This window comes from Erwinia sp. L03-1 (genome assembly GCF_058686115.1).
The window spans coordinates 1,738,487-1,764,583 of the sequence record NZ_CM178762.1 but is presented as its reverse complement, the minus strand read 5'-3'; the positions used below and the strand labels follow the sequence as shown (position 1 = coordinate 1,764,583).

Here is a 26,097-nt window from a genome sequence, read left to right as displayed (position 1 = left end):
CTGCGTTATTTATTCCAGCCGCATCGCTCTTATGCATGTCACTCTCCACCCGTCGCTCCTCGCTCTGCATTTCAGTACCCCCGCGCCCGATCGACCCGCCCGACCATCGGCTCACCGCGCTGGTGGCGGCGAATATTGTCCAGCAGCGCCCGCACCGCGCTTTCTGCCCGCGTCTGGCTGGCGATATGCGGCGTCAGCCAGATGGCGGGATGCTGCCAGAATGGATGCTCCGGCGGCAGCGGCTCCGGAGCGGTGACATCAAGCACCGCTGCGCTCAGCTGCTGGCGCGCCAGTGCGGCCAGCAGATCGGCGTGGTTAAGCTGCCTGCCGCGCCCCGCCTGCACCAGCGCGGCACCCGGCGGCAGCTGGCTGAACAGCTTAGCGTTAAGAATGCCCTCGGTACGGGTCGTGAGCGGCAGCAGGCAGACCAGGATATCGCTGCGGGCGAGAAAATCGCCCAGCTGCGCATCGCCCGCATAGCTGCGCACGCCGTCGACCTTTTTTTCCGTCCGGCTCCACACCGCACAGTCATAGCCCAGCCCCACCAGCGGTCCGAGCACCGCCAGGCCGAGCGTCCCGGCGCCCATCACGCCCACCCGACAGGCCGCCGCCCCGGTAACCGGATGCGCCTGCCACCGCTGCTCCCGCTGCTGCGCCAGATAGCGGGGCATCCCGCGATGCAGGCCCAGCACGGCGAAGGTGACGTACTCCACCATACCCTGCGTCAGGCCCGGTTCAATCATCCGCACCACCGGCAGTTCAGGCGGCAGCCCGGCGTAGTCGAACTGGTCGGCACCGGCCCCCACCGAGAACAGCGCTTTCAGATGAGGAAACTGCTGCATCAGGTTGTCCGGCGGCTGCCAGGCGATTAAATAGTCCACCGCCTGCGCATCCCCGATGTCAGGCCAGAGCCGGAAGGTCGCCTCCGGTGCCAGCCGCGCCACCAGTTCCGCCCACTGGCGTCCCCGTTCGGGCTCAGATTTATAGACGATATTCATCAGGCCATCGCCTGGGACATCAGTCCGAATGCCTGCATCTCCTGCGGCTGCCAGGGTACGCCGCGGATCATGGTGACAGGCCGATCGACTTCGATCAGGCCCAGCGTGGTGAGCCACTCTCCCAGCCCGCTGGCCGCATCGGTGTCAATCCGCACAAATTCACCGCGTAACTCAGCCAGCAGCGCGCTTATCAGCAGCTTCGCGCGGGTGAGATCCTGACAGATAATGGGACCCACGGCATAGCCGTGTCCGAAGCGGCGCAGGCAGGCAAAGCCGGTCGCAGTACCCTGCTCTTCCAGCACCTCTGTGCGCAGGGCGGCATCGTCCAGCAGCAGCCGAATCAGCCTGTCACGCTGCTGCCCGTGGGCGCGCGTGTCCAGCCGGATTAGCGCCGGGGCGTCATCGGGGCAGGCGGGCCGACGTCGCTGCCCCCCGCCCGGCAACAGCGGGGTCACCCGTTCCAGCGCGCGGCACTGATGCTGCGCGACGGCACCGACGCCCGCGAAGCCAAGCTTCTGGTACAACACCCTGCCCGCCCCGGTGGCGTGCAGCCGGACCTGATACCCTTCCAGCTTTGCCAGCGCCGCCTGCATCAGCGCCTTACCAATGCCTTTGCCCTGCGCCTCATCGGCGACAATGACCAGCCCAACCGTGGCGGCGTCGCTGCCCCATCGCCAGTAAAGCGTGGTGCCAAGCAGCACTCCATCCTGTTCCGCGACCACGCCCTCTCCCAGCTGAAGCGCCTGCCGCCAGTCTTCGCGACGGTGCGGCCAGCTCAGCCGCTGGGTCAGGCCAAAGGCGGCGTCCAGATGGCTCTCATTCAATGCGTTAATCTGCATCGTCATCCTGCTCCCTACATCATGCCCGGCGCGTTAAGGCCGGATCCGTCAATCAGCCGTGAATAGCGAAACGGCGTGGGGTCCACCACCGGGGTGGCATCGGTCGCCAAATCGGCGGCCAGGCGACCCGCACCGGGGCCAATACCAAAACCGTGCGCGCTGAAACCCGCAGAGATAATCAGCCCGGATAGCGTCGGTACCGTTGAAATCACCGGCACCGCATCGGGGGTATTGTCGATCATCCCGCCCCAGGCCTGTTCGACGCGGATCTCGCCCAGCGCCGGGTACTCTTTGCGCATCGCGGCGATGCCTTCCGCCACCATCGCCCTGTCGGCGGCCGGGTCGAGAATGCGCACTTTTTCAAACGGCGAGACCCGGTCAAACTGCCAGCGCGCCAGCGACTCCGGGCCGCTAATAAAAGGCCCCAGCCCCAGTTCCAGGCTGAGGTTTTTACGGCGGGATTTAAAGGTCGGCCAGAACTGACGCGCATAGCGCAGCCCCTGCGCACCCGGTGACAGGCGACCGCGACCGGAGACCGAGACGGTGTAGCTGCCATCCAGCTGGGGGCGGCAGGCAAAGGTGGGTGTATAAAGCGGCACGCGGATCGCCTGCTCAACCGGCGTGGTGCGAAACGCCGTGCCGATGACGTTGCCGAGCGGCAGGTCAATGCCATGCCGTCGGCAGAACATCGAGGTCCAGGCTCCGCCCGCGCAGATTACCCTAGGCGTTTTTATCAGGCCGCGTTCGGTGATCACGCCGCTGACCTTACCGGCGGAGATATCCAGCCCGCGCACCGCGCACTGCTGAAAAACACCTGCGCCCAGCCGCTGCGCCGCAATCGCCAGACCGGCCGAGGCCAGCGACGGCTCTGCATGTCCATCCGTGGGGGACGAGACGCCGCCCAGCCAGCGGCTGGTGCTGCCAGGAGTCATCGCCTTCGCCTGCGCGGCGGTAAGGATGTCGCTGCGCACGCCGTAGGCTTTCGCCATCTGGCCCCAGCGATCCCAGGCGTTAATGTCCTCCTGGCTGCTGGTGGCATAGACCAGTCCGCTGCGGCGAAAGCCCAGCTCCTCGCCGGTCTCCTCGCCCAGTTCCTGCCAGCGCTGGAGCGCGTAGATAATCAGCGGCAGCTCGCGCTCGTCGCGGTTCTGCTGGCGGCACCAGCCCCAGTTGCGGCTGGACTGCTCGCCGCCGACCAGGCCCTTCTCTATCAGCACTACGCTGACGCCCTGCTTTGCCAGCTCGTAAGCGGCGGCCGTGCCGGCAATACCGGCGCCAATTACCACCACATCCGCCGACTCGGGGAAGAATCGGCTGTCCTGTACGTATCGAATCGGTGCGGGCATCTTCTTTTAACCTCGTCTTCGCATCATAGTGTTAACTCATCATCAGCTGCGGCATTTTGCCCGCCGTTAAAGCGCAATATCGCTGGCATCATGCTCGTCCCGTCCGCCGTTAAAGCGCAATATCGCTGGCATCGTGCTCGTCCAGCCAGCCCTGTCGCAGCTCCGGCACCGCCCGCTTCAGTCGCTCGTAATAGAGATCGGTGGAAGGCTTATCGTAGTCGGCCCGCGCCACCTGCGTCACCATCCGGCCACTTTTCACCACGATGATTTCGTCACAGACCGACCGCACCGCATGCAGATCGTGGCTGATAAACAGCACCGACAGCCCCAGCTCGCGGCGCAGCTCGGTGATCAGATCGAGGATCGCCGCGGCCACGACCGTGTCCAGCGCCGAGGTCACCTCATCGCAGAGGATCAGGTCGGGTTCAGCCGCCAGCGCGCGGGCCAGATTCACCCGCTGTTTCTGGCCGCCGGAGAGCGCCCAGGGGCGACGCCACAATACGCTGCGCGGCAGCCGGACCAGTTCAAGCAGGCTAAAAAGGCGCTGCTGGAGCGCGGCACCGCGCAGCCCGTGGAACAGCTTCAGCGGTCGGCTGAGAATTTTTTCAACGCTGTGCGCCGGGTTCAACGCGGTATCGGCCATCTGGAACACGTACTGAATGCGCCGCAGCTCATTCTCCGGGCGCTGCCGCAGCGCGCTGGCAATATAGTGGCCATTAAACAGCAGATGCCCCTTTGAAGGGGGATTCATCCCGGCAATGGCGTGCGCCAGCGTGGTTTTGCCCGAGCCGGATTCGCCAATAATGCCGATCGCCTGCCCGCGATAGAGACGAAAATTAATGTCGTGCAGGATCGGGATTTTCGGCTCACCCTGCGCATTGAGCGGGCCATAGCCCGCCGACAGGTCGCGCACCTCCAGCAGCGGCTGGATGCCTGACTCTTCCGGTCGCCACGGGCTGGGGCGGGGCTTCTGTCTCGCCGCTTCCAGCAGCTGCTGGCTATATTGTGCCCCGGGCGCGCGGAGCAGGTCTTCAGTGGTGGCATATTCAGCAACCCTGCCTTTCAGCAGCACCAGGATGCGATCGGCCATCTGAGCCACTACCGCCAGATCGTGACTAACATAAATGGCGGTCATGCCGCGCTGGCGCACCACGCGCCGGAATGCCTTAAGCACTTCAACCTGCGTGGTCACGTCCAGCGCGGTAGTGGGTTCGTCAAGGATAACCACCTCGGGGTCGCCGATCAGCGCCATCGCGGTCATCAGCCGCTGTAGCTGCCCGCCGGAGACCTGGTGCGGATAGCGGCTGCCGATGGTGTCAGGATGAGGCAGCGCCAGTTCGCGGAACAGCGCGATGGCTTTCTCCTCGGCTTTGGCACGGCTCATCACCCCGTGGATCACTACCGGCTCCACCACCTGATCCATAATTTTCATCGCCGGATTAAACGACGCCGCCGCACTTTGGGCGATATAGGCCACTTTATTACCGCGAAACTGACAGAGCTGTTTTGCCGTCAGCGCGGTGACGTCGGTTCCCGCCACGTGGATATCGCCCTCCGCGATGCGGCAACCATGGCGGGCATAGCCCATCAGCGCCAGCGCGATGGTGGTTTTGCCCGATCCTGACTCGCCGATCAGCGCCAGCACCTCGCCCTTCTGCACGGAAAAGCGGATATCGGAAACCAGCGAAATCTCCTGCCCCTCATCCGACCGGGCAGTGACGCGGAGATGGTTTACCGCGACGACAGGTCGTGCCGTGTGTGCCGTTACCGTCATGCTACCCCCTTCGCCTGGCTCAGCGGACGCATTGCCTGAAGGCTGTCGATAAACAGATTGGCACCGATGGTCAGGCTGGCAATAGCCAGCGCGGGCATCAGTACCGCCGGAGACCCGTCAAACAGCCCCTGTAAATTCTCACGTACCAGCGTCCCCCAGTCCGCATAGGGCGGCTGCACCCCCAGGCCAAGGAAGCTCAGGCCGCTGAGCAGCAGAACGATATAGACAAAGCGCAGGCCGAAGTCGGTCAGCATCGGGTGCACCATGTTGGGCAGGATATCGTGAAGCGCAATATAAATGCGGCTCTCACCGCGCAGCCGCGATGCCTCAACGTAATCCATTGAGCGCAGGTTGGCCGCCATCGCCCAGGCGATACGATAGGCACCGGGCCAGTAGGTAAAGACGGCGGTAACGATCAGCATCGGCAGCGAGGAGCCGAAGACCGCCACGATCATCAGTGCGAGGATTTTGCCGGGCAGCACCAGCATGGCGTCGTTGATCCTGCCGAGGATCTCCTCTAACCAGCGTCCCGCCACGGCGGCCAGCAGCGCCAGCAGCGTACCGATCAGGCTGGCCAGCAGCGCGGCGCTGAGCGCCAGGCCAATCGAGTAGCGCGCGCCAAAGAGGATGCGGCTCAGCATGTCGCGCCCGAGATAATCAGTGCCGAACCAGAAATCCCTGCTGAATCCGCCGAGCATCGGGCCTGCGCCAATGTCCTCCAGATTATGCGGGGCCAGTGCGGATCCAAACAGGGCGAGAAATATCCAGATCAGAGTCACCACCAGACCCGCCCGCCCGCTGCCGCTGAGCGACAGAAAGAAACGCCAGGGAAGTGTGAGAACCGACATCATCAACCCCTCCCTTTGGGATTAAAAGCAATGGTGAGGATATCCGCCAGTAGCAGCAGCAGCAGATAACAGACGGCGAACAGCATGACGCAGAGCTGCACCACCGGCAGATCGCGGTTGCTCACCGCATCCACCAGCTGGCTGGCTACGCCGGGATAGCTAAAGATGCTTTCGATAATAATGACCCCGCCAAACAGGTAAGAGAGACTGAGAGAGATGGCATTAGCAATCGGCCCGACCGCATTCGGCAGCGCATGGCGCAGTATCGCGCGCAGCGGCGACACGCCTTTTAGCAGCGTCATCTCCAGATAAGGGCTGTCCATCTGGTTAATCAGCGCCGAGCGGGTCATACGCGCCATCTGTGCCACCAGCACGCAGCAGAGCGTCAGCACCGGTAGGGCATAATTCCGCAGGTAGCTGAGAAGGTCAGCCGGGGGCGTGCCGGGCGACATCGCGGGTACCCAGTGCAGCCTGACGGCAAAGATAATCACCGCCACGGTCGCCACCAGAAACTCCGGCACCGCCACCACCGCCAGGGTCGCCATCATCAGGCCGCGATCGAAGCGCGAGCCGCGCTTCATTGCCGCCGTCAGCCCAATCAGCAGCGCCAGCGGCACCGACACCAGCGTAGTCAGCCCGGCCAGCTCAAAGGTGGCGGGCAGGCGCTGGGCCACCAGCTGCGAGACCGGCAGATGACTGGCAAACGAGGTGCCGAAATCGCCGTGCAGCATACCGGTCAGCCAGTGCAGATAGCGCATCAGCAGGGGCTGATCCAGCCCGAGCTGCTGCCGCAGGGCTGCGACCGTTTCCGGGGTGGCACTCTGGCCCAGTATCATCTGCGCCGCGTCACCCGGCAGCAGGCTGGTGATAAAAAACACCACCGCCGAAACAATCAGCAGGGTCAGCACACCCGCCCCACAGCGGCGGGCAATCAGGAGGAGCATATAGCGGTTCATCGCCGTTCTCCTTTATGGATTAGCGGTTATCAGGAAAGCCAGGCGAATTCGTGGAAGCGATAGCCCATCATCATGCCCGACGGCCAGGCCTCCACCCCTTTCACCCGGCTGCTGTGCCCATCCAGTGAGCTGATAAAGGTGGGAATAATCGTGCCGCAGTGGTCGTAAATCAGCGCCTGCATATCGCCGTACATCTGTTTGCGCTTTGCCTGGTCGCGTTCGCCGCGCGCCGCTACCACCAGCTGGTCGAACTGCGGGTTTTTCCAGCCGGACTCATTGTTGGGGGCGTCGGAGAGGTAAAACTGTGAGAAGAGCAGATCGAGCGTCGGGCGCGGGTTGATGGAGCCGTAGCCGAGCGGATCTTTAGTCCAGTGCGTTGACCAGTAGCCGTCGTAGGGAACGCGTCGTACCTGGAAATTCACCCCGGCCGAACGGCCGAGCTGCTGAATAAGCTGTCCGCCCTCCACCGATCCCTCGATATTCTGGGTGGTGATAATTTCGGCGCTGGCGCCCGCCATCCCGGCTTTTTTAAAGTGAAAGCGCGCCTTTTCAACGTCCATCGACCGCTGGGGGATCGCCTTATTAAACAGCGGATGCCACGGCGGCACCGGCGTATCGTTCGCCACCTCGCCAAAGCCCTGCATCACGGTTTTCACCATAATCTCGCGCGGCTGGAGATACTTCATGCCCAGCACGAAATCCTCACTGCTGCCGGGCTTCATATCGGTACGAACAATCAGGTTGGTGTACATGCCGGACTTGCTCTCCAGCACGCCAAACTGGCCGGACTGGCGCAGACGCTTAACATCATTAGCGGTAAGCGTGGCAACGATATGCAGATCGCCGGACATCAGGGCGTTAACGCGGGCGGCCTGATCGGTGACGCCCATCAGCTCCACCTCGTCCAGATGCGGCAGGCCAGGCTTCCAGTAGTGGGGGTTCTTCACCCCGACCGTACTGACGCCGGGCGTAAAGGATTTGCACTGGTAAGGGCCGGTGCCGACGGCCTTATTGAAATCCTTCGTGCCGTCCTGAAGAATTAAAAACGGGCTGGTCGCCAGCACGGTAGGTATATCGAAATTAGGCTGGGTCAAAACCAGCTTCACTTCGGTGGGGCTGACGGCGGTGATGCTGCTGAACTGCTTCGCCTGGTTAATCGCTGTGGAAGCAACGGCGGGATCTTTATGGCGGCTGAGCGAAAAGACCACATCCTGCGCGGTCAGCGTTTTGCCATCGTGGAAGGTGACGCCCGGCCGCAGTTTGATCTGCCAGCTGATACCGTCGCTGCTTTCAATGGATTCGGCCAGCGCGGGCTGGGCGACCAGCTTTTTATCCAGCTCGGTCAGGCCGCTGTAGAACATAAACTGGCGGGTGTAGTCACCGCTGTTGTTGCCCTTTGCCGGGTCCAGGGTGTCGGTCGCTGAGGCATTCGCCACCGCCGCGCGCAGCCTGCCGCCCTTTACCGGCGTCTCAGCCGCGGCGCTTATCGCCGGGAACGCCACCAGCCCGGTACTCATTACCGCCCCCGCCGACAGCAGCTTCATGATGCTGCGGCGCGACAGGGAGACCTCATTAATCGCCTGGCTTAAGGACGGGTTAACACGACCAAATTCTTTGCGAAATTTACTCATCTGCACACCCTCAAAGTCGAACGTTAGAGGCTCAGGAGATTAGATCCCGAGCTTTGTAATACAGCCCCGCCACCGGCAGGAACCAGGGTTTTCCAAAGTAGCCGGGTACGGCGGGCCAGCTGTCGCGCTGCCAGGGGTTAGCGGACGCTTTTTCGGCCATGATGTCGGCCATCACGCGGCCCATCCATACCGACATCTGGGTGCCGTGACCGCTGTAGCCCAGCGAATAAAACACCCCCTCCTGTTCGCCCGCATGCGGTAGCCTGTCTGCCGTCATATCCACCAGGCCACCCCAGCAGTAGTCGATTTTTGCCGACGCGAGCGCAGGAAAAATGTTGCTTAGGCCAGCCTGTAACACCCGGCCGCTGCGCGCATCGGAGGTGGGATTACTGATGGCGAAGCGGGCGCGGCCGCCGAACACCAGGCGCCGATCGGCGGTGGTGCGGAAATAGTTGCCGATATTCAGGGAGGTAACGCAGGTGCGGTTAGTGGGCATCAGCGCGTAAAGCTGTTCAGGCGGCAGCGGCTCGGTGACCACGATAAAGCTGCCCACCGGGACAATGCGGCGCTGGAACCACTCAAAGGGGCCGACGTTCGAGCAGCCGGTGGCCATCAGCACTTTATCGGCGAGGATCTCACCGCCGGGTGTGCCGACCCGATGTCGGTATCCCTGGAGACGCGTCAGTCGGGTAACCGGCGTATGCTCGAAAATCTCAGCGCCGCTGCTGACCGCCGCCTGCGCCAGGCCCACGCCAAATTTCCCCATATGCATCTGCCCGCCGCGCCGCTGAATCAGCCCGCCGTGAAAGGCAGCCGAGTTGACCTCACGCCGCACCTCGTCGGCCCCCAGCAGTTCGACCTCGGGATCGACGGTGCTTTTCAACGCCTCGTAGGTGGCCTTCAGCCCGGAAAAGTGCGCGGGCTTGCTGGCAAGTTTAATTTTTCCGCAGCGCAGAAAATCACAGTCGATCTGCTCCTCTTCCACCAGGCTCTGCACGTAGTCAACCGCGCTGGCGAAGGCGCGATAGTAGCGGCTGGCCTGCTCAACGCCCCGGCTGGCCACCAGCGAAGCGAAGTTCTGCGATACGCCGGTGTTGCAGTGGCCGCCGTTACGGGAGGAGGCCTGGCTCATCACCGCCCCGGCTTCCAGCACCACCACCTTAAGTCCGCTGCGCGCCAGACTGAGCGCCGCGGAGATACCGGTAAAACCGCCCCCAATCACCACCACATCTGCCGTGGCGGGCAGTTCGCCCTGCGACGCGCCGGTAAATACCGGGGCCGTGACCTGCCAGAAAGATTCCAGTTTCATGCCCTGCTCCTGGTAAAGGGTTACAGACCCACCACGGCCGGAAGGCCGCCAATGTCCTGGATTTCGGTATAGCCATAGGCGGGATTGGCCGGATCGTGCCCGCGGTTAACGAACACCGTATGGGTGATCCCCAGGTCAAAGGCGGTCATCAGGTCATAGCGCAGGCTGCTGGAGACGTGAAGGATTTCGTCAGGCGCACAGTTGAGCTTGCTGAGCATGTACTCAAAGCCCTTCATCTGCGGCTTGTAGGCGCCCACCTCTTCGGCGGTAATCGTCATATGGATCGGGGCGCCCAGCCGGGGAACGTGATGCTTAATCAGCTCGTCGGTCGAGTTCGTCAGCAGCACCAGCGGAAATTCAGTAGCGACTTTCGCCAGGCCAGCGGGGACATCCGCATGTGGCCCCCAGCTGGCGCAGGCGGTCATTATCGCCGCGCAGTCCTGCTCCGTGCACTCCACGCCCCACTTGTTACAGGTGCGGTAGAGCGCATCGCCTACCACCTGGGGATACAGCTTAAATGCGCCCAGCACTTCGTCCCGGCGATAGTAAGCAAAATCGGTGGTGAAGGCGGTCATCTTCTCCGGGCTGACGCGGCTGGCGAAGCGGGCCGCCGCCGCACCTGCCATATCAAAGTTGATCAGCGTGCCGTAACAGTCAAAGGTGATAAATTTCGGTTTGAACAGGGCCATGGTGCATCCTCCTGGGTTTCAGTGACTGAATGTTGAACGTTGCCCGGCACAATGCGACCGGCTGACGAAGCGGTAACGGTTGATAAATGACATGCTGACTTCGCTGACGAACGCGCAAAGCTCGCCCATCACGCGCCGAAGACTTTTGTCAGGGGCTCAGAAGTCGTTCAGCACGCGCTGACGACTGTTGTCAGGCGCTCAGAAGTCGTTCAGCACGCGCCGACGACCCTTAGCAGGCGCTTAAAAATCGATCAGCACGCTTTTGTAACGCTGGCAGGCTTCAAATGCCTGTCGGCCCAGATCTTTGCCGATGCCCGATCCCTGAAAGCCGCCGGTGGGAATAATGAAGTCGCCGGAGCGGCCGTAGCGGTTAATCCATACCGTACCCGCGGCAATCCCACGCATCGCCCGCATCGCGCGGTCAAGATTTTTGGTGTGTACCCCCGCACACAGGCCGTAGGTGGCATGGCCTGCCAGCGTCAGCCCCTCCTCTTCCTCATCGAATATCTGCACGGTCAGGACCGGGCCAAAGATCTCCTCCTGCACCGCGGGACTGTCGGGCGAGACGTTGGCTATCAGCGTCGGCTGCCAGAAACAGCCCCCACCCGTGTCAGCAAATCGCTGGCCGCCCACCAGAATTTCACCGCCTAGCCGCCGGGCCTCCGTGACGATCTGCTCCACTTTCGCGGCCTGACGGCCATCAATCATGGGGGCATAGCGGCTGTTCTCGTTCCAGGTGACGCCCGGCGTAAAGCCCTGACAGAGCGCAGTCAGCCGTTCGATCAGCGCCGCGGCAATGCCACGCTGGACGATCAGGCGGGTACCGGCCACGCATGCCTGACCGCCGTTGGCGGTAAAACCGCGCAGGATCCTCAGCGCAACCTCCTGCACATCATCCGCGTCGTCAAAGACCAGCTGCGGGCTTTTGCCACCCAGCTCCAGCGTAACCGGCTTCATCCCATGCCAGGCGGCCTCGCTCATAATGCGTGCGCCGGTCTGCGTTGAGCCGGTAAATGAAATTTTTCGCACCAGCGGATGCGCCACCAGCGCGCTGCCGGTTACCGCACCGCTGCCCTGTACGATGTTCAGCACCCCGGCTGGCAGCCCGGCCTGCACCGCCAGCTCGGCGAGCCGTACGCTGGAATAAGGCGTCAGCTCGGACGGCTTGAGCACCACCGCATTGCCTGCCGCCAGCGCCGGGCCACACTTCCAGGAAGCCATCGACAGCGGGAAATTCCACGGGGTAATCGCGGCAATCACGCCGTAGGGTTCCGGGATCAGCATCCCAAGGCTGGCGTGCCGGGTCGGCAGCAGGTCGCCGCTGTATTTATCTGCGCACTCGGCATAGAACCGAATCGCCTCGGCGGTGAACGGAATTTCGTGATTAACGACATCATGGATCGGACGGGTGGAGCCCAGTGCCTCAAGCTGCGCGAGCGGCAGGTCATTTACTATCAGATCGGCCCAGCGCCGCAGTACCGCACCTCGCTGGCGGGGAGGCGCGCTGGCCCACCCACTCTGCCTGACGGCCCGATCGGCGATGACGACTGCTTCATCTACCTGCGCGGCGTCGGCGTCGGCCAGTTCGCCGGCCAGCAGCCCGTCGGAGGGGCGCTTTACGGCGAATCCTTCCCCCTCTCCCCGTCGGTGCTGGCCGTTAATATAGTGGCCTTCTGGCAGTGCAATCTTTTCAGGATCGAAACTTAGCATTAATAAACCTCTATATTTACCGGACCTGTTGCCCATGCGATCCCGCCTGTATTTAGCCTGCTAACTAAATAACCGTCCGGCGGTTCTGGCCTGAATTAACTAATGCAGTAAGCATGCCAGTCCGTAAAAAAATATAAATGCGTAAACCCTGGCTGAAAAAAATTTTATGCCGTAATTAGCGGCTAAATCTCACTGATTAGCCGCTTCCGTAAGCAGATGATTTTTATTGTTTTATAAACGCACCATTGCAGAGCAAATGCGCCTTTGGCTGCACCAGACATGAGAAAAAATCAGAAATGCATGGCCGCAATATAATAAAAAAAAAGCCCGCAGCAGGTTAACCAGTGCGGGCACGTAATAGTTTTTCACGGCTAACGTTAACTCAAACTCCCGAAATGAAAGGCCTTAATTTCAAGATATTCGTCCAGACCATGATGTGCGCCTTCGCGCCCCACGCCGGACATTTTTATGCCGCCAAAGGGCGCCACTTCCAGGGAGATGGCGCCAGTGTTATAGCCCACCATGCCAAATTCCAGCGCCTCACCCACGCGCCACGCGCGGCGCAGATCTTCAGTGAAGAAGTAGGCCCCCAGGCCATAAGGCGTATCATTGGCCATGGCGATCGCCTGATCTTCCGTGTCAAAAATAAACAGCGGGGCGACCGGACCAAACGTTTCTTCACTGGCGATGCGCATGTCGGGTGTAACGTTACCGAGCACCGTAGGGGCAACAAAGGTGCCAGGCCCCTGACTGAGGCCGCCCGTCAGGAGCGTGGCACCCAGGCCGAGAGCATTTTCAATATGGGCATTAACCTTGCTCACCGCCGCCGCATTGATCAGTGGCCCAAGTGTAGTACCTTCCTTAAAGCCATCACCGACGGTAAGGCGGCTGACCTCTTCCAGCAGTCGCCGGACAAAGCGGGGATAGATGCCGCGCTGAACCAGTATCCGGTTGGCGCAGACGCAGGTTTGTCCGGCGTTGCGAAATTTGCTGACTATCACTCCGGCGACGGCAATCTCCAGATCAGCATCATCGAAGACGATCAGCGGCGCATTACCGCCCAGCTCAAGGCTGAGACGCTTAATGCTGTCTGCGCTTTGCTGCATCAGCAGCTGGCCCACGTGGGTGGATCCGGTAAAGGAGATTTTACGCACGGTGCGGCTGGCGGTGAGTTCGCCACCAATGCCCTGCGGCAGGCCGGTAAGGATTTGCAGAACGCCGGGCGGGATGCCCGCGCGGGTGGCCAGCTCCATCAGCGCCAGCGCTGAGAGAGGCGTCAGTTCAGAGGGTTTAACCAGAATGGGGCAGCCAGCCGCCAGCGCCGGGGCGACTTTCCGGGTAATCATCGCAATCGGGAAGTTCCAGGGGGTGATGGCCGCCGCCACGCCGACCGGCTGCTTGATGACCAGGATGCGGCGATCGTTTCCCGGCGCGGGGAGGGTTTCGCCGTAGATACGTCGGGCCTCCTCGGCAAACCACTTCACAAAGCTGGCGCCGTACAGCACCTCTCCTTTCGCTTCGGCCAGCGGTTTACCCTGTTCAGCGGTCATAATCACCGCCAGGTCATCGGCATGGTCGAGGATCAGCTGGTGCCAGGCTTCCAGCCGCTGCGCGCGCTGGGCATTGGGCGTTTTCGCCCACTCGTGCCGGGCGGCCTCAGCAAAGGCGATGGCGCGGGCGGTCTCCTCCGCACCCAGAGCCGGGATGGTGGCTATTCGCTCGCCGGTGGAGGGGTTAATAACGGGCAGCGTTTCACCGTTATCGGCGTCGCGCCAGCCGCCCGCAAAGAAGGCCTGCTGGCGCAGCAGCAATGGATCGTTTAAACGTTGAGTAAGCATGTCGTCCCCTTATAAGTGTTATTTCCACTCTAGCGGAGGGCCGGGAACGAATGCTGCGCTATGTACAGGGCGGTCCACGGGCTAAACGCCCATTTTCAGCCCCAAACAAAATTTTATGCCGTGGGGGTCAGATCTGGAAATCTATAACCGGCTCCTCCTCGCTGGCGGAAAGCGCCTGACGCTTGATCTCCTCCAGGGAAAGGTTGGCATTACAGAGTTCCAGGAACTGCCAGACATAGTTACGCTGGAGCTGCCCGCGCTTCAGCCCCAGCCAGACGGTATTCGACTCGAACAGATGCTTCGCTTCCAGCCGCGTCAGGGACGAATGCTCATCCAGCTGACAGGCCTGATCGGCCAGCACGCCGACGCCCAGACCCAGCTCCACATAGGTTTTCACCACGTCTGAATCCTGGGCGCTTAATACGATATCAGGCTTAAGGCCCGCCCCGTGGAAAGCGCGGTCAACCCGGGAACGCCCGGTGATGCCCTGACGATAAGTGATCAGCGGATAGCGGCTCAGCGCGGCCAGGGACACCGGCTGCTGCTGCTCAAGCTCATGCCCCTTAGGTACCAGCAGCGCATGGTGCCAGCTAAACCAGGGGAAGGCCGCCAGCGACGGATTATTAACCACCTGTTCGCTGGCGATCCCCACATCGGCCTCACCTGCCACCAGCATCGAGACGATTTCCTGTGGCGATCCCTGATTCAGTTCGAGCCTGACGTTGGGATAGAGCGCACGGAAAGCTTTAATTACCCTGGGCAGGCTGTAGCGCGCCTGGGTATGGGTGGTGGCGATGGTCAACACGCCGCTGGACTCATTGGTAAAGACATCGGCCAGTCGGCGCACCTTGCCCGCCTCATCCAGGATACGCTCGGCGATGGTAAGCAGCGCCTTACCCGGCTCGGTCATGCCCAGCAGCCGCTTGCCGCGCCGGATAAAAATCTCAACGCCCAGTTCATCTTCCAGATCGCGGATATGGCGGCTGACACCGGACTGGGAGGTGAACAGCGCGTTTGCCACTTCGGTAAGATTAAACTCGCAGCGTGCCGCTTCCTTAATAATTTTAAGCTGTTGAAAATTCACGCGCGTCCCTCCCTCTGTTAACTGATATTTCACATCATGTTAAGGAGGCATACTCATAGCAACAAATAATAAAAAGAGGTTTTATATGCTTTTTAGTGATAAGGGTATGGGTAAAGAGACAGGTGGACAGATACAGATAAACTGCACGTCGGGAGGGAGGATGCATAAGCTGGAGCGATATCAGGCGCTTTTACGCCGCTTTCGCGGCGGGCCACCTGCAGAGATACCGTTATCAACAATAATGATCTTTTTCTAATGCCTTATAAATAGCGTAATTCTCCCTTTCAAAGCAGACGATAATTATTTTTTCAATATTATGATGATTTATCAGGCCGCTGGCGATCGTTTTCAACGCGATTTCTGCGGCTTTCTGTTTCGGGAATCTGTAAATCCCGGTGCTGATATTCGGAAAAGAGAGGGTCTTTATATGATTATCCTCTGCCAGCCGGAGGCAATTGATATAACAGTTTGCTAAAAGTGCCTCCTCGTTATTTCCACCCTGACTCCAGTGGGGCCCGACGGTGTGAATGACATATTTGGCAGGCAGGTGCCCCGCGACCGTAATCACGGCGTCGCCCACGTTACAGCCCCCCTGTTTGGCCCGTATAGCCTGACAGGCTTCAAGTATTTGTTTCCCTCCCGCGCGATGGATTGCCCCATCCACTCCCCCGCCTCCCAGGAGAGAACTGTTAGCCGCATTAACAATCGCATCAACGGGGATTCGAGTGATATCCCCCTGGATGATTTCTATTCGATTATCCATCGGTTGAAGCCCCCGTTAAGATCATTTTCAGAAGGAAGGTGCTTATCTCAGCGCCTGAGAAGTGGTTTAAGTTTAGGGTAATAATTCGGGTTTAACAGTAACAGACGTTGACTGAACGCGGCAGGAGTGAGTTCGCACCTCATCCCGCCGCTAACCACAACAACTTTACGAGATAGTTATCATGGCTGCGCAACATCATAAATCTGAACAGGTTTCAACCAAAGCCCGCCGTTATACCGTGGGTTATGGCCGGGTTCACATTAAGCTCCAGCCGTCACCGTCGATCACGCTGCGGGGCCACTGGATGGGGGCGCTGGGTTTTGAGACGGGCAGGAAGATTGAGGTGATTTGTGAGCAGGGCGAGTTGATCATACGGCTGGCTGAGGAGTGATCGGCAGGTAAAAAGATCCCGGCCTGGTGGCCTGGGTTTGCTTGTGTTACCTGGGATTTAAAGGCGAGGCCGGTTTCTCTTTCGACATGAGGCATTGCCCCACACCAATAATAATCCCGCATCCGATTGATATTTCAGTGTCTCTGATTAAGTGATTTCGATCAAAATCACTCACTAAAAAATAGGATGCCAAGGATATAAGTAATCGACCACCTACGAGAGTAATGAAAAAACCAACTATCCACGAAGTGACCAATAATAATAAGAGCTTAATTTTCTTATTTTGCATCACTCTTTTTCTCCAATTTTTGCTGAACTTTTTCGGCTGGATTCTTTGCGGAACTTCCAGGATATTCAGAACCGGCAGATTCAGCGACTGCCCCTGTTATTTTAGGTATAGTGAATTGAGGAATTGTTGCTTGTAGTCGCTCCACACCTTTTCCTATGGTAGCACCTTCAAGGGTTCTCAAGCCTGCATCGGGGATCGGAGCTGTAGCATCTTTCCCCTGCAATTTAGCGCCTGTATAAGCACCAGTAACACTTGCTACTTCAGTCAACCAGTATCCTTTACCCTGAGTTAGTCCGCTGATATCTGTGGCTATAAGCGCATCCGTAGCACTGAAAAGCCCCCCGCTGTTTAACTGATTGAATACATTTGCCTGGCCGCCGCAGACAGACGCAGCCGGGCGGGCATAAAGCCCTTCGGCGGAGGCCGTCAGGCGGACCTGCCTTATTGCTGTTGCCTGAACACGTTGAACAGGCCAGCGCCGCCGTGGAGGGCGGCCCCACCCCGACGCTGAACGCGGGGGCGCACGACATAATGTGTATTATACGCATACAGCACGCACGATAACGGCGGGCCGGGCGCTGAGACTGAGCGGGACGGATGCGTATAATACCCACACATCATGTTTAATGGCCGGGCAGCGGCCACGCCTGAACCGCCATATTGTGCGCCGCCTGTACCGCTGTACGGCCATTTACCCTCGCGCACACCGAACGTGATGAAGGCAGAGCCCCGCACGGACGCGGCGCGTTGCCGCACAGCGAACAACTCAGCTCACAGACGGCTCCGCTAACTTTACGGGCTATCCGGTGGCTCTGATGCTCCGTCCGGTTCAGTGAACAGCGTTATAATATCCCGTGAGCCATGCAGCAGCCTCTCTATACGCACTTCAGTATCAAGCACCCTGAACACGATGAGATAGCGCCCGTAGGCACAGCTTCTGACGCACTGCCCCAGCTCGGGTCTTTCTCTGTAGATGCCCGGTGATTCCCCTATCAGCAGGCACTGCTGATACAGCTCTTCCGTGAAGCTCACTGCCCGTACCGGGTTATCCTGCGCGATATAGTCACCTATGGCTTCCATATCCTGCTCTGCCAGTGGTGATATACCCAGTTTCATTTCGTCTGCTCACCTTCGCCCATGCGTTGGTATTTGCGTGACAGACGCCCGAACACCTCTTCAGCACTTTTGCTTTCACCGCTGTTTATCCCTGCGCTGACCGCTTTTTGCAGTGTTTCAAGTTTCATCTGCTGCTCCCGTTCTTCCAGTGCTCTGAGTCCCGCACGGATCACTTCACTGGTGTTGTTGTAACGCCCGCTTTCTATCTGTTCGCGGATGAACGCTTCGAAGTAAGGACTGAGTGCTACGCTGGTTGGCATGGTCGTTTCTCCACCCGGATTACTATCAGTTAATAACTGTTAGTATTTCAGAGTTACTCTTCTCCATCAACTTTCGGTTTATCTGCCTCCCGCTGCTCCGCAGGATGCGTACGCGCATGCACCGCCTGCAACGCCCGGATACTCACCTGCGTGTAGATTTGCGTACTCTGTACGCTCCGGTGGCCCAGCATCGCCTGTATCCAGCGCAGGTCCGCGCCGTTCTCCAGCATCTGCGTCGCCATTGCGTGGCGGAACAGGTGGCAGCTCCCTTTGTCGATACCCGCCGCTCTTAAGTAAGGCACCACCGCCATTGTGATGCCGCTGGCCGTCAGACCTGCCAGACCGTCCATAGCCAGGAACAGCGCCTTACAGTCCGCTGCCGCCAGCAGCTCTGGCCGCACATGATGCAGCCAGCGGTTAAGCCACCACAGCGCCCGCTCACCCACCGGTATCACTCTGTCCTGCTTTCCTTTGCCCTGCACGATGGTCAGTATCTTCCGGCTGAAGTCCACGCTGTATATCTCAAGGCTGGCCACCTCACCCCGCCGGATACCCGTTGACCACAGCAGCTCAAGCAGCGCCCGGTCACGGATGCTCTGAAGCGTGGTCAGGTCGCACAGGTTCACTATCTCTTCCACCTGTTCCACGCCCACGCTCAGGATGGTACGCGGCAGGCGTTTTTCCAGCCGTGGCAGCTCAAGGTCTGCCGCCGGATTTGCCAGTATCAGCCCCTGTTTTACCATCCAGGAGAACCACACCTGAAGCGGCTGGAGCGTGGTGCGCTGCCTCCGGCTGGAGAGCGGCTTACCGTTGGTTTTGCGATACTGGTACAGATGCCGCTGATAACGCTCCAGCACCGGGCGGGTACCTGCGCGACTTAACTTACTACGTAAAGAGCCTGGCCTGTCCCAGCAGGCGATGGCTGATGCCGTTGGCCTGCACGTTAACAGCTGGAAGTAGTACGAGAGCGGCCAGGCGATGCCTTCTCTTGATGCACTGAAGAAGATTGCCACCACGCTACATGTCAGTACCGATTTTTTGTTGTTTGATGGACATGAACGTGGACCTGAAGGTGAGCTGGCGCTTCAGTTTGAAGCCATCAGCCAGTTGCCGGTGAACGAACAGGCGATAGTCCGTGAAGTACTGGAGAGCCTGATTACCGAGTACCAGTCCCGCCGCTAGGACTCTGCAAGGAAGGCGGCTAAAGAAGAGAGTTAACACGAGCGCGGGCTGAAGGTGGTGGAACACCGACAACCCGCTGACCACAACCAACTAACTAAGAGTTGATTATGGCTGCGCAACATCATAAGTCAGAATACGTTTCAACCAAGCCCGGCTCTATACCGTGGGTTACATTAAGGATCATATTAAGCACCGTCCGTCACCGTCGATCACGCTGCGGGGACACTGGATGGGGGATCTGGGGTTTGAGACGGGGAAGAAGGTGGAGGTGATTTGTGAACAGGGGGAGTTGATCATCCGGCTGGCTGAGGAGTGATCGGCAGGTAAAAGGATCTCGGCTCGTTGGCCGGGATATTAATTTTTCAGATTATCTTTATTTAGATCTTATTCCCAAACGGAACATTTCAGTTGGGAATAAAGGTTGCAGTATGATTTCATTATTAAAAATAAATAACTTCGGTGATAAGGCTGTTACATCATAAATATTTTCAGCGATTAAACTAAAATTTGCCCTGAAAATAGGAATACTGGCATCATCAACAAGAACGAATACATCAGAGTTTTTCATGAAACTTATATTCAATAAATCATCAATATCTTCATAATCGGAATATTCAATTTCCGGCCAAGAAATGGCTCCCGTTACAAAGGGGTATTTATTAAAAATATCAAGAGCTTCTTTCTTTTCTTGCCCTTCGACAATACTAAAATCAGCACTAAGTGCTTCTTGACACTCTTCAAATAAAGTCATGTTCTCTACCTGTTTAGCTGCTTCAATATCGTTTCAAAAGCTTTTTCGTTACCCCCAAATGGTATGACCTGCTTAACCGCTTTTCCTGGTCCCTTACCTTGAGAATAATCCCATAAGTTAATATGTGTGCCTTTGTCTGGATCATAATCAACACGCCAACCAACTTTACCGTCACTAGATTGCCGCCCAATAACTTTCCCATTTCCAGCACTTACTTCCAACCGTCCAATCACAGGTTTAGAATCAGCACCTAAATTACCGACAATATCCAATGCTTTATTTCGAGCGCTTTCCCAATTTTTCTCAGGGGAAAGTGTTTGTTCAATTCGATTTCCTGGTTGTGTACCAGGTTTAATTTTCCCGATTCCAGCAGCGATCCCTGCCGCACTTGTTCCTGCCACCTGAGCCAGCGAGTTTATCGCAAGCTGCCTCGCTTCCGCTGAATCTCCGGACATCAATGCGTTATGAATCGCCGCATTTCTGTCTGCCTCAAGCTGGATCGAAGTCACTTGCAGAATGGATAATTCATCCTGATCTGCCGGACTCAGACCGCCATTAGCGCGCGCTTTTTCCATCAACTCGTTGGTACGTATAGCGTAATCTGCCTGTAACTTGCCGACTTCATTAGCCTTATCAACACAGTCTTGAGCACCGGAACAGTTCACAACACTTTCATGCTGTTCGGCGTTAATCTTCTTGTATTTCTCAACTACGGCGGTGCAAGCCTCACTTCCCTGGCACTGAGTCATTTCTTTGGCGCGCTCTTGGTTTTCCTTAACACTCAGCGCATTATTCTCAACAACAACTTTATCCGGGGCACAGCCTGACGACGAACAGCATTTTTCCCTGTGCATTCCGCAGGTTAGAAGCATTTTTTCCTGCTGCACTTCCGGGGCAACAACTTTTTGCCCCGACGCGCTTTTTCAGCCCCGGACACGCTACCGCCACGCCGTGGCATCACGCCTGCACCCGCGTATTTTAACAACTTCAGACCGTCTGTCATTACCGCTTTTACATCGCGGCGGGAGCCGGGTCACAGCTCGCTGTGGCCCGGGGAACCGTCTGCCGGGCGCGGGCTGGCGAGGCCCGCAGCGCTGGACAGCGCTCTGAAGCGCCGACGCTGGAGGGAACGCACGGTTTTGCATGACCACACCGGACCGGGGCGGGCAGCGGAAGCGGGCGAACGGGGAAGGAGCAACGGAGCGAAGCGCAGTGCGACCCCGTGCAGCCAGACGCAGCCGGGCGGGCATGAAGCCTTTCAGCGGAGGCCCTGGGGCCGACCTGCCTTATTGCTGTTTGCTGAGGATTTGCACTGCTGCTGACGCCGCCAGGGAGGGCGGCCCCACCCCGCCGTACAACGCGGGGGCGCACGACATAATGTGTATTATACGAAGACGGCCCGCTCGTTGAGGGCGGGCCGGGCTGAGGGGCTCTGCGGGACGACTGCGTATAATACCTGCACATTATGTTTAATGGCCGGGAAGCGGCCACGCCTGACCGGCATTGTGCGCGTGGCCCGTGCCGCTGCACGGCCATTTACCCCCGCGCACACCGAACGTGATGAAGGCAGATCGCCGCACGGACGCGGCGCTCTGCCGTGCACTGAACCCGCCGCACTTACAGAGAACCGGCTAACTCACCGGGCTGTCCGGCGGCTCCGCTGCTGCGTCCGGCTCCGGGTTCTCCCGCTGCTCTGCCGGATGGGTTGAGGCATGCACTGCCTGAAGTGCCCGGATACTCACCTGCGTGTAGATTTGGGTTGATTCAACGCTCCTGTGACCCAGCATCGCCTGTATCCATCTGAGGTCCGCGCCGTTCTCCAGCATCTGTGTCGCCATCGCATGGCGGAACAGGTGGCAGCTCCCTTTGTCGATGCCCGCCGCTCTCAGGTACGGCACCACGGCCATTGTTATACCACTGGCCGTCAGCCCCGCCATGCCGTCCATCGCCAGGAACAGCGCCTTGCAGTCAGGGACGGCAAGAACCTCCGGGCGTACATGATGCAGCCAGCGGTTAAGCCACCACAGCGCACGCTCTCCCACCGGTATTACCCGGTCCACCTTTCCCTTGCCCTGCACGATGGTCAGTATCTTCCGGCTGAAGTCCACGCTGTATATCTCAAGGTTTGCCACCTCACCCCGCCGGATGCCCGTTGACCACAGCAGCTCCAGCAGCGCCCGGTCACGGATGCCCTGAAGCGTGCTCAGGTCGCACAGGCTCACGATGTCCTCCACCTGTTCCACGCTCAGGATGGTACGCGGCAGGCGCTTTTCCAGCCGGGGCAGCTCAAGGTCTGCCGCCGGATTCGCCAGTATCAGCCCCTGCTTCGTCATCCAGCTGAACCACACCTGAAGCGGCTGGAGCGTGGTGCGCTGCGTCCGGCTGGTAAGCGGTTCGCCGTTACTTTTGCGATAGCCGTACAGGTAACGCTGGTAGCTTTCCAGTACCGGGCGCGTGACGTCACCGGCATGGTACAGACCGCGTTCGCCAGCCCAACAGATAAAGCGGTAGCTATGATGGGTCTGCGTCTTCAGCGTGGTCTCTGACCAGTTCCGCTCACGCCGCCACTTCACGAACCGCAGCAGCAGCACGTACAGGCTTTTCGGGTGGGTGGCCGGGCCGACCGGCTGGCGGTAGATTTCATCAACGGTAAGAAGACAGTTTGAACGGGTTTTACGGTTGGCCATATTGACGCTCCGGTGTCAGGGCTGGCGACTAAGAAGAGGATTCAGATAACGAGGGCGAAGGCGGTAGCGGGGTTTTCTTTTTTTCCCTTATTACTGCGTTTTGCTCCGGACAGACTTGTGTAGCGCTTAACCCGTGTTCTGCCTGCTCTGAGACCATATTTTGCGGGGCAGACTCAGCCCTGACTTGCACCAGACCTGGGGCAGACCTGCCTGCCCCCACATCAGACTTGCTATTAATATGACCAGACTTACGCTCACTGCCCTCGCTGTTTTCTCCGTTTCCGGTCACATTCAGCAGCCCGCACAGGTAGTTTTCATCACCGTTACCGCCGTTCCACAGCAGCTCGTAGCGCAGCAGATGGCCACGACTGCCGCCGTGCAGCAGCAGGTACTCCATTTCAGTGAGGCGCATACAGTGGTTCTTTAACTGGCTGTCGCTCCAGTTCGTCCAGCCCCGGATATCCCGCCGCGTGAACCGTACTTCACACGGCTGGCAGTTCTGCGCCGTGGCCATCTCCTTCACCATCGCCTGTATCAGTACCAGCAGCTTTCGCGTCTGCGGCGGCATCTCGTCCAGCGTTCTGCCTAACACCTCATGAGCCAGCCGGTTCGCCAGGGCGATATCAGACGGCTGCACCTCGATATACTCCAGCACCTGCCCGCGATGTTCAGCCCGTTTCACCTCCCGCTGGTACTGGTGCAGCAGCGCCACCGACTGGATTAACGTCAGGTACTTCATATGGTCGCGCCGCGTCCGGGTTTTATCACTGAGGAAGGTGAGCTGTTCCGCATACGGGTTGACCACCTTCAGCGGGCGTAACAGCCGCTGGGCGTTCTGGTGCAGCTTCGTCAGATAACTCTTCTCCGACTGCGCCAGCAGCCCGGCCAGCGTCTGGCTTTTACGTTGCGCGGCGTGTATCGCTTCGGTCTGCGCCCGGCTCTCGTTCACCGTCAGTACCAGGCAGCGGTTCAACAGCTCCTCGTCTACGTCGATGGCCGTGGTGGTCAGCATCAGCATCACCGGCCCCTGCACCTTGTACTCCCGCGTCACCAGGTCGCCGCTGGATTCGTCCTTGCCCGTCGAGGCGATTTTCAGCTCGCCGTCCGACTGCAACAGCTTCAGCGCGTAGGCCGCCTGCCTGACGCCTTCTTCCTCCGCTATCGCCAGGATTTTATGCTGCAATGACGTCTCACCGAGGTAGTAAAGGCTCTGCCCGGTCATGGCGCTGTACTGGATGCGCTCTTCCTCCGGTATCAGCGACAGCACCGCGTCCATCAGCGAGGACTTGCCCGCCGCCGAGCTGCTTTGTATCAACACGGCTAACGGCTTATCCAGCTTGCGCGAGGTTGCCGCAAGATAGCCGGTCAGCAGGTTGGCCGACTCGCCGACCACGCCACAGGATGCGAGGTCACTGACGATGCGTTCTGTAAGAAGAGGTGATTTCAGCAGCGCCAGCGCTTCGGCTTCTTCGTCACCGGAGACTGTCACAGCGCCGGAAGCCTGCTCCGTCTCTGCCGTCCGGCGCTGTTCGTCCTGCTGCTGTTCCAGCGCCAGCAGCACCCTGCCAGCCTCGCGTTTTATCACTGCGATATCGCAACCAAGCTCGTTTGCGGCACAGCTGATATACGCCTGGCGCTGCTTCGCGTGGTACATGTCGAAGCTGTCCACATGGAACGCGCCTGTTGACTCGTCCAGCACCTGCACGTTGACCTTCATCACCTCTGCCAGGGTGTTCTTCTGCCAGCCGCGCACCCGCCACACGCGCGGGCCGGAACGCAGCAACAGTTCACCGGAGGGCGTGATTTCGCAGGCGATGGCAACGGTTGCAGGGGCAACGTTTGCCGTCTGAACGACCGGCCGGGCGGCTGAGGAAGGGAGGTTTTCACCGCTGACGGGCACGGCTTCAGCCGCAACACCTGAGCCGCTGTCGGATATCACCGGTGCCGCCATTCTGACTGCCTGCTCCAGCGCCAGCGCGAAGGCGGATTCAGGACTGCCACTTTTTAGCGCATACGCATTCGCATCCAGCCCTGCCGGGAACCGCACCCGCCAGGCCTCGATCCCCGCCCCGGCAAGCTCTGCCGCGACAGCTTCCGCCCCCCGATCCCCGGCCTCGTCCCTGTCGAAGGCGATCATCACCCGCTTCACCCCGTGAGACTGCAACGCCGCCAGGTGATCGGCAGTAAAGCCATTCACCCCGTAAGCAGCGATCACGTTGTGGTAACCGGCGCACCAGAAGGTCATGGCGTCGATCAGCGCTTCACACAGGATCGCTTCGTCACAGCTGGTTAACGCCTGCTCATTCCACACCCCGGCCAGCGGCGATGGCAGATACAGATGTTTTGCCGATCCCTTTTTTATCTGATGATCCGCCATCGTGCGGCGACCGTACAGCTGCAACACACGGCCACGGGTAGCCGGATCATAACCCTCTGACCAGCCGCTAACCGGTACGATCAGACAGCCCCGGAAGTGATCCTGCCGGCTTGACTCACGCACCACGCCCAGCGCCGTAAGCCTTGCGCGGAGGGATTTGCCTTCCTTCGAGTGCGGCGACGGCAGCGCCCCCGCCACGCCGTGCGCCCCGGCGAACCCCAGCTTAAAGTGGCTGACCAGCTCAGGATGGTTCAGGCCGCGTTTTTCCAGCCAGGCCAGCGCATCCGGGCTGTTCAGCAGGTTCTGGTGATACCAACCGGTGACCTGATGCAGCAGCGCCTGGCCGTCGTCGTCCAGGTCGGTAAGCGTCTGACGGGCCACAGGCGGCGAAGAAGGTGCAGGAACGGCAGCGGCTGAGGAACTGGCAGAGCCAGCCAGCTCCCGTAGCCGTACCAGCGTCTGCGGATAAGTCAGCCGTTCAGTGTGTTGCAGCCAGTCCAGGACCGAACCGCCCGCCTCGCAGCCGAAGCAGTGCCAGAGGTTTTTGTCCGGGCTGATTGAACAGGAAGGCGTTTTCTCATGATGGAACGGGCAGAGGGTGACGAAGGCCTTTCCCTGCTTACGCAGCTTATGGCCCTGGCTTTGCGCCACCATAACCAGCGACACGTCACACTTTAGCTGCTCCAGTTCTTCCGGGGTCATTCTGCCTTTCATACCGCTGCTCCCTTAAAAACCTGTCAATAGGGTTTCAGTAAAAATAACTCGACAAGCATATACTACAGTAGGTAGTATTTACAACAGTGAGATGTAAAACAGGGGGTAGATTATGGTCATCAAGTCACAGGTAATACGGATAAAACCGACGATGGCCGCATCAATCAGCAGTGAAGAACAGGTATTTATGACGGAGTTAGGTCTCCGCATCAGCGCCCTGCGTAAAGACGCCGGGCTGACTCAGGTACAGATGGCTGAAGCGCTTAACGTTTCCCAGCAGGCGGTACAGTCATGGGAAGCAGGCAGAAGACGTATCCAGATCCCGATACTGCCCGCTGTAGCTAAGCTACTTTCGGTTTCGCTGGAAGGTTTGCTGGGAGAGGAAGTGGAGAACGCACCACGCAAGCGAGGCCCGGCCTCACGGCTGGAACAACAGATCCAGACGATCGGCCAGTTGCCGAAGAGTAAGCAGAAGCTGGTTTCGGAGATGCTCGACGCCGTCATTGCGCAGGCACAGCAGGCAGGAACTGACGGCTAAAAGAAGA

22 protein-coding genes and 3 pseudogenes are annotated in these 26,097 nt (G+C 59.3%); 4 read left to right on the top strand and 21 right to left on the bottom strand.

Annotated features, from left to right (window positions below):
* Positions 1–71: 71 nt before the first annotated feature.
* From AC4PCC_RS08075 to AC4PCC_RS08015, 13 genes are all read right to left on the bottom strand, one after another.
* Positions 72–998, bottom strand: coding sequence for a 2-hydroxyacid dehydrogenase (locus tag AC4PCC_RS08075; protein WP_492127007.1), 927 nt, complete (start codon positions 996–998; stop codon positions 72–74).
* On the bottom strand, positions 998–1,843 hold the full coding sequence (locus AC4PCC_RS08070) for a GNAT family N-acetyltransferase (protein WP_492127006.1): 846 nt from the start codon (positions 1,841–1,843) through the stop codon (positions 998–1,000). The genes AC4PCC_RS08075 and AC4PCC_RS08070 overlap by 1 nt, the downstream gene beginning before the upstream one ends.
* 8 nt (positions 1,844–1,851) lie before the next feature.
* Positions 1,852–3,183, bottom strand: a complete 1,332-nt coding sequence (locus AC4PCC_RS08065; protein ID WP_492127005.1) for an NAD(P)/FAD-dependent oxidoreductase — start codon at positions 3,181–3,183, stop codon at positions 1,852–1,854.
* A 109-nt stretch (positions 3,184–3,292) separates the two neighbouring features.
* Positions 3,293–4,957 (bottom strand): ABC transporter ATP-binding protein, encoded by a 1,665-nt coding sequence (locus AC4PCC_RS08060; protein WP_067710067.1) that lies wholly within the window; start codon positions 4,955–4,957, stop codon positions 3,293–3,295.
* Positions 4,954–5,805: an ABC transporter permease gene (locus tag AC4PCC_RS08055; RefSeq protein ID WP_345831599.1), complete on the bottom strand. Its 852-nt coding sequence runs from the start codon at positions 5,803–5,805 to the stop codon at positions 4,954–4,956. Before AC4PCC_RS08055 ends, AC4PCC_RS08060 begins: the two co-directional genes overlap by 4 nt.
* Before the next feature lie 2 nt (positions 5,806–5,807).
* Positions 5,808–6,761, bottom strand: a complete 954-nt coding sequence (locus AC4PCC_RS08050) for an ABC transporter permease (protein WP_492127004.1) — start codon at positions 6,759–6,761, stop codon at positions 5,808–5,810.
* Between the two features lie 29 nt (positions 6,762–6,790).
* Positions 6,791–8,392: an ABC transporter substrate-binding protein gene (locus tag AC4PCC_RS08045; protein ID WP_492127003.1), complete on the bottom strand. Its 1,602-nt coding sequence runs from the start codon at positions 8,390–8,392 to the stop codon at positions 6,791–6,793.
* 31 nt (positions 8,393–8,423) lie between these two features.
* A complete protein-coding gene (locus AC4PCC_RS08040; protein WP_492127002.1) occupies positions 8,424–9,701 on the bottom strand; it encodes an NAD(P)/FAD-dependent oxidoreductase in 1,278 nt (425 codons plus the stop codon).
* Between the two features lie 20 nt (positions 9,702–9,721).
* Positions 9,722–10,390, bottom strand: coding sequence for a haloacid dehalogenase type II (locus tag AC4PCC_RS08035; RefSeq protein ID WP_067710075.1), 669 nt, complete (start codon positions 10,388–10,390; stop codon positions 9,722–9,724).
* A gap of 240 nt (positions 10,391–10,630) precedes the next feature.
* Entirely contained in the window at positions 10,631–12,100 is a 1,470-nt protein-coding gene (locus tag AC4PCC_RS08030; RefSeq protein ID WP_492127001.1) for an aldehyde dehydrogenase family protein, read from the bottom strand.
* 377 nt (positions 12,101–12,477) lie between these two features.
* The gene (locus tag AC4PCC_RS08025) at positions 12,478–13,938 is read right to left on the bottom strand and encodes an NAD-dependent succinate-semialdehyde dehydrogenase (protein ID WP_492127000.1); all 1,461 of its coding nucleotides are present in this window, start codon (positions 13,936–13,938) and stop codon (positions 12,478–12,480) included.
* Positions 13,939–14,065: 127 nt separating this feature from the next.
* A complete protein-coding gene (gene cbl, locus AC4PCC_RS08020) occupies positions 14,066–15,022 on the bottom strand; it encodes an HTH-type transcriptional regulator Cbl (protein WP_067710079.1) in 957 nt (318 codons plus the stop codon).
* A gap of 232 nt (positions 15,023–15,254) precedes the next feature.
* Positions 15,255–15,785 carry an O-acetyl-ADP-ribose deacetylase gene (locus tag AC4PCC_RS08015; RefSeq protein WP_492126999.1) on the bottom strand — a complete coding sequence of 177 codons (531 nt, stop codon included), beginning with the start codon at positions 15,783–15,785 and terminating at the stop codon, positions 15,255–15,257.
* A 181-nt stretch (positions 15,786–15,966) separates the two neighbouring features.
* Between AC4PCC_RS08015 and AC4PCC_RS08010 the strand changes: the two genes are divergently transcribed.
* Positions 15,967–16,176 carry a SymE family type I addiction module toxin gene (locus AC4PCC_RS08010; protein WP_492126998.1) on the top strand — a complete coding sequence of 70 codons (210 nt, stop codon included), beginning with the start codon at positions 15,967–15,969 and terminating at the stop codon, positions 16,174–16,176.
* A gap of 278 nt (positions 16,177–16,454) precedes the next feature.
* Here AC4PCC_RS08010 and AC4PCC_RS08005 read toward each other — a convergent pair whose 3' ends face one another.
* The 4 genes and pseudogenes from AC4PCC_RS08005 to xerC (AC4PCC_RS07990) form a co-directional block, all read right to left on the bottom strand.
* Positions 16,455–16,733: a hypothetical protein gene (locus AC4PCC_RS08005; RefSeq protein ID WP_492126997.1), complete on the bottom strand. Its 279-nt coding sequence runs from the start codon at positions 16,731–16,733 to the stop codon at positions 16,455–16,457.
* Positions 16,734–17,257: 524 nt separating this feature from the next.
* A complete protein-coding gene (locus AC4PCC_RS08000) occupies positions 17,258–17,581 on the bottom strand; it encodes a type II toxin-antitoxin system RelE/ParE family toxin (protein WP_067710085.1) in 324 nt (107 codons plus the stop codon).
* A complete protein-coding gene (locus AC4PCC_RS07995; RefSeq protein ID WP_067710087.1) occupies positions 17,578–17,841 on the bottom strand; it encodes a type II toxin-antitoxin system ParD family antitoxin in 264 nt (87 codons plus the stop codon). Before AC4PCC_RS07995 ends, AC4PCC_RS08000 begins: the two co-directional genes overlap by 4 nt.
* Before the next feature lie 53 nt (positions 17,842–17,894).
* A pseudogene (gene xerC, locus AC4PCC_RS07990) lies at positions 17,895–18,707 on the bottom strand (site-specific tyrosine recombinase XerC); the annotation flags it as partial.
* A gap of 52 nt (positions 18,708–18,759) precedes the next feature.
* Here xerC (AC4PCC_RS07990) and AC4PCC_RS07985 point away from each other — a divergent pair.
* Positions 18,760–19,023, top strand: a pseudogene (locus AC4PCC_RS07985) (helix-turn-helix domain-containing protein).
* 163 nt (positions 19,024–19,186) lie between these two features.
* Positions 19,187–19,339, top strand: coding sequence for a SymE family type I addiction module toxin (locus AC4PCC_RS07980; protein ID WP_492126996.1), 153 nt, complete (start codon positions 19,187–19,189; stop codon positions 19,337–19,339).
* A 57-nt stretch (positions 19,340–19,396) separates the two neighbouring features.
* Here the strand turns inward: AC4PCC_RS07980 and AC4PCC_RS07975 are convergent, their stop codons facing one another.
* From AC4PCC_RS07975 to AC4PCC_RS07960, 4 genes and pseudogenes are all read right to left on the bottom strand, one after another.
* On the bottom strand, positions 19,397–19,774 hold the full coding sequence (locus AC4PCC_RS07975) for a CDI toxin immunity protein (RefSeq protein ID WP_492126995.1): 378 nt from the start codon (positions 19,772–19,774) through the stop codon (positions 19,397–19,399).
* A 5-nt stretch (positions 19,775–19,779) separates the two neighbouring features.
* A pseudogene (locus AC4PCC_RS07970) lies at positions 19,780–20,181 on the bottom strand (hypothetical protein); the annotation flags it as partial.
* A 1,224-nt stretch (positions 20,182–21,405) separates the two neighbouring features.
* Complete coding sequence (xerC, locus tag AC4PCC_RS07965) at positions 21,406–22,461, bottom strand: site-specific tyrosine recombinase XerC (RefSeq protein WP_492126994.1); 1,056 nt, start codon at positions 22,459–22,461, stop codon at positions 21,406–21,408.
* 28 nt (positions 22,462–22,489) lie between these two features.
* Positions 22,490–25,552 carry a CHC2 zinc finger domain-containing protein gene (locus AC4PCC_RS07960; protein ID WP_492126993.1) on the bottom strand — a complete coding sequence of 1,021 codons (3,063 nt, stop codon included), beginning with the start codon at positions 25,550–25,552 and terminating at the stop codon, positions 22,490–22,492.
* A gap of 112 nt (positions 25,553–25,664) precedes the next feature.
* Here AC4PCC_RS07960 and AC4PCC_RS07955 point away from each other — a divergent pair, with 112 nt between their 5' ends.
* Positions 25,665–26,090, top strand: a complete 426-nt coding sequence (locus AC4PCC_RS07955) for a helix-turn-helix domain-containing protein (RefSeq protein WP_492126992.1) — start codon at positions 25,665–25,667, stop codon at positions 26,088–26,090.
* Positions 26,091–26,097 lie beyond the last annotated feature (7 nt).

What these genes read in the sequence shown, in the direction of transcription:
- AC4PCC_RS08075 (WP_492127007.1), bottom strand. Translation starts at nt 998, where the DNA reads ATGAATATCGTCTATAAATCTGAGCCCGAACGGGGACGCCAGTGGGCG.
- AC4PCC_RS08070 (WP_492127006.1), bottom strand. Translation starts at nt 1,843, where the DNA reads ATGACGATGCAGATTAACGCATTGAATGAGAGCCATCTGGACGCCGCC.
- AC4PCC_RS08065 (WP_492127005.1), bottom strand. Translation starts at nt 3,183, where the DNA reads ATGCCCGCACCGATTCGATACGTACAGGACAGCCGATTCTTCCCCGAG.
- AC4PCC_RS08060 (WP_067710067.1), bottom strand. Translation starts at nt 4,957, where the DNA reads ATGACGGTAACGGCACACACGGCACGACCTGTCGTCGCGGTAAACCAT.
- AC4PCC_RS08055 (WP_345831599.1), bottom strand. Translation starts at nt 5,805, where the DNA reads ATGTCGGTTCTCACACTTCCCTGGCGTTTCTTTCTGTCGCTCAGCGGC.
- AC4PCC_RS08050 (WP_492127004.1), bottom strand. Translation starts at nt 6,761, where the DNA reads ATGAACCGCTATATGCTCCTCCTGATTGCCCGCCGCTGTGGGGCGGGT.
- AC4PCC_RS08045 (WP_492127003.1), bottom strand. Translation starts at nt 8,392, where the DNA reads ATGAGTAAATTTCGCAAAGAATTTGGTCGTGTTAACCCGTCCTTAAGC.
- AC4PCC_RS08040 (WP_492127002.1), bottom strand. Translation starts at nt 9,701, where the DNA reads ATGAAACTGGAATCTTTCTGGCAGGTCACGGCCCCGGTATTTACCGGC.
- AC4PCC_RS08035 (WP_067710075.1), bottom strand. Translation starts at nt 10,390, where the DNA reads ATGGCCCTGTTCAAACCGAAATTTATCACCTTTGACTGTTACGGCACG.
- AC4PCC_RS08030 (WP_492127001.1), bottom strand. Translation starts at nt 12,100, where the DNA reads ATGCTAAGTTTCGATCCTGAAAAGATTGCACTGCCAGAAGGCCACTAT.
- AC4PCC_RS08025 (WP_492127000.1), bottom strand. Translation starts at nt 13,938, where the DNA reads ATGCTTACTCAACGTTTAAACGATCCATTGCTGCTGCGCCAGCAGGCC.
- AC4PCC_RS08015 (WP_492126999.1), bottom strand. Translation starts at nt 15,785, where the DNA reads ATGGATAATCGAATAGAAATCATCCAGGGGGATATCACTCGAATCCCC.
- AC4PCC_RS08010 (WP_492126998.1), top strand. Translation starts at nt 15,967, where the DNA reads ATGGCTGCGCAACATCATAAATCTGAACAGGTTTCAACCAAAGCCCGC.
- AC4PCC_RS08000 (WP_067710085.1), bottom strand. Translation starts at nt 17,581, where the DNA reads ATGAAACTGGGTATATCACCACTGGCAGAGCAGGATATGGAAGCCATA.
- AC4PCC_RS07995 (WP_067710087.1), bottom strand. Translation starts at nt 17,841, where the DNA reads ATGCCAACCAGCGTAGCACTCAGTCCTTACTTCGAAGCGTTCATCCGC.
- AC4PCC_RS07975 (WP_492126995.1), bottom strand. Translation starts at nt 19,774, where the DNA reads ATGACTTTATTTGAAGAGTGTCAAGAAGCACTTAGTGCTGATTTTAGT.
- xerC (WP_492126994.1), bottom strand. Translation starts at nt 22,461, where the DNA reads ATGGCCAACCGTAAAACCCGTTCAAACTGTCTTCTTACCGTTGATGAA.
- AC4PCC_RS07960 (WP_492126993.1), bottom strand. Translation starts at nt 25,552, where the DNA reads ATGAAAGGCAGAATGACCCCGGAAGAACTGGAGCAGCTAAAGTGTGAC.
- AC4PCC_RS07955 (WP_492126992.1), top strand. Translation starts at nt 25,665, where the DNA reads ATGGTCATCAAGTCACAGGTAATACGGATAAAACCGACGATGGCCGCA.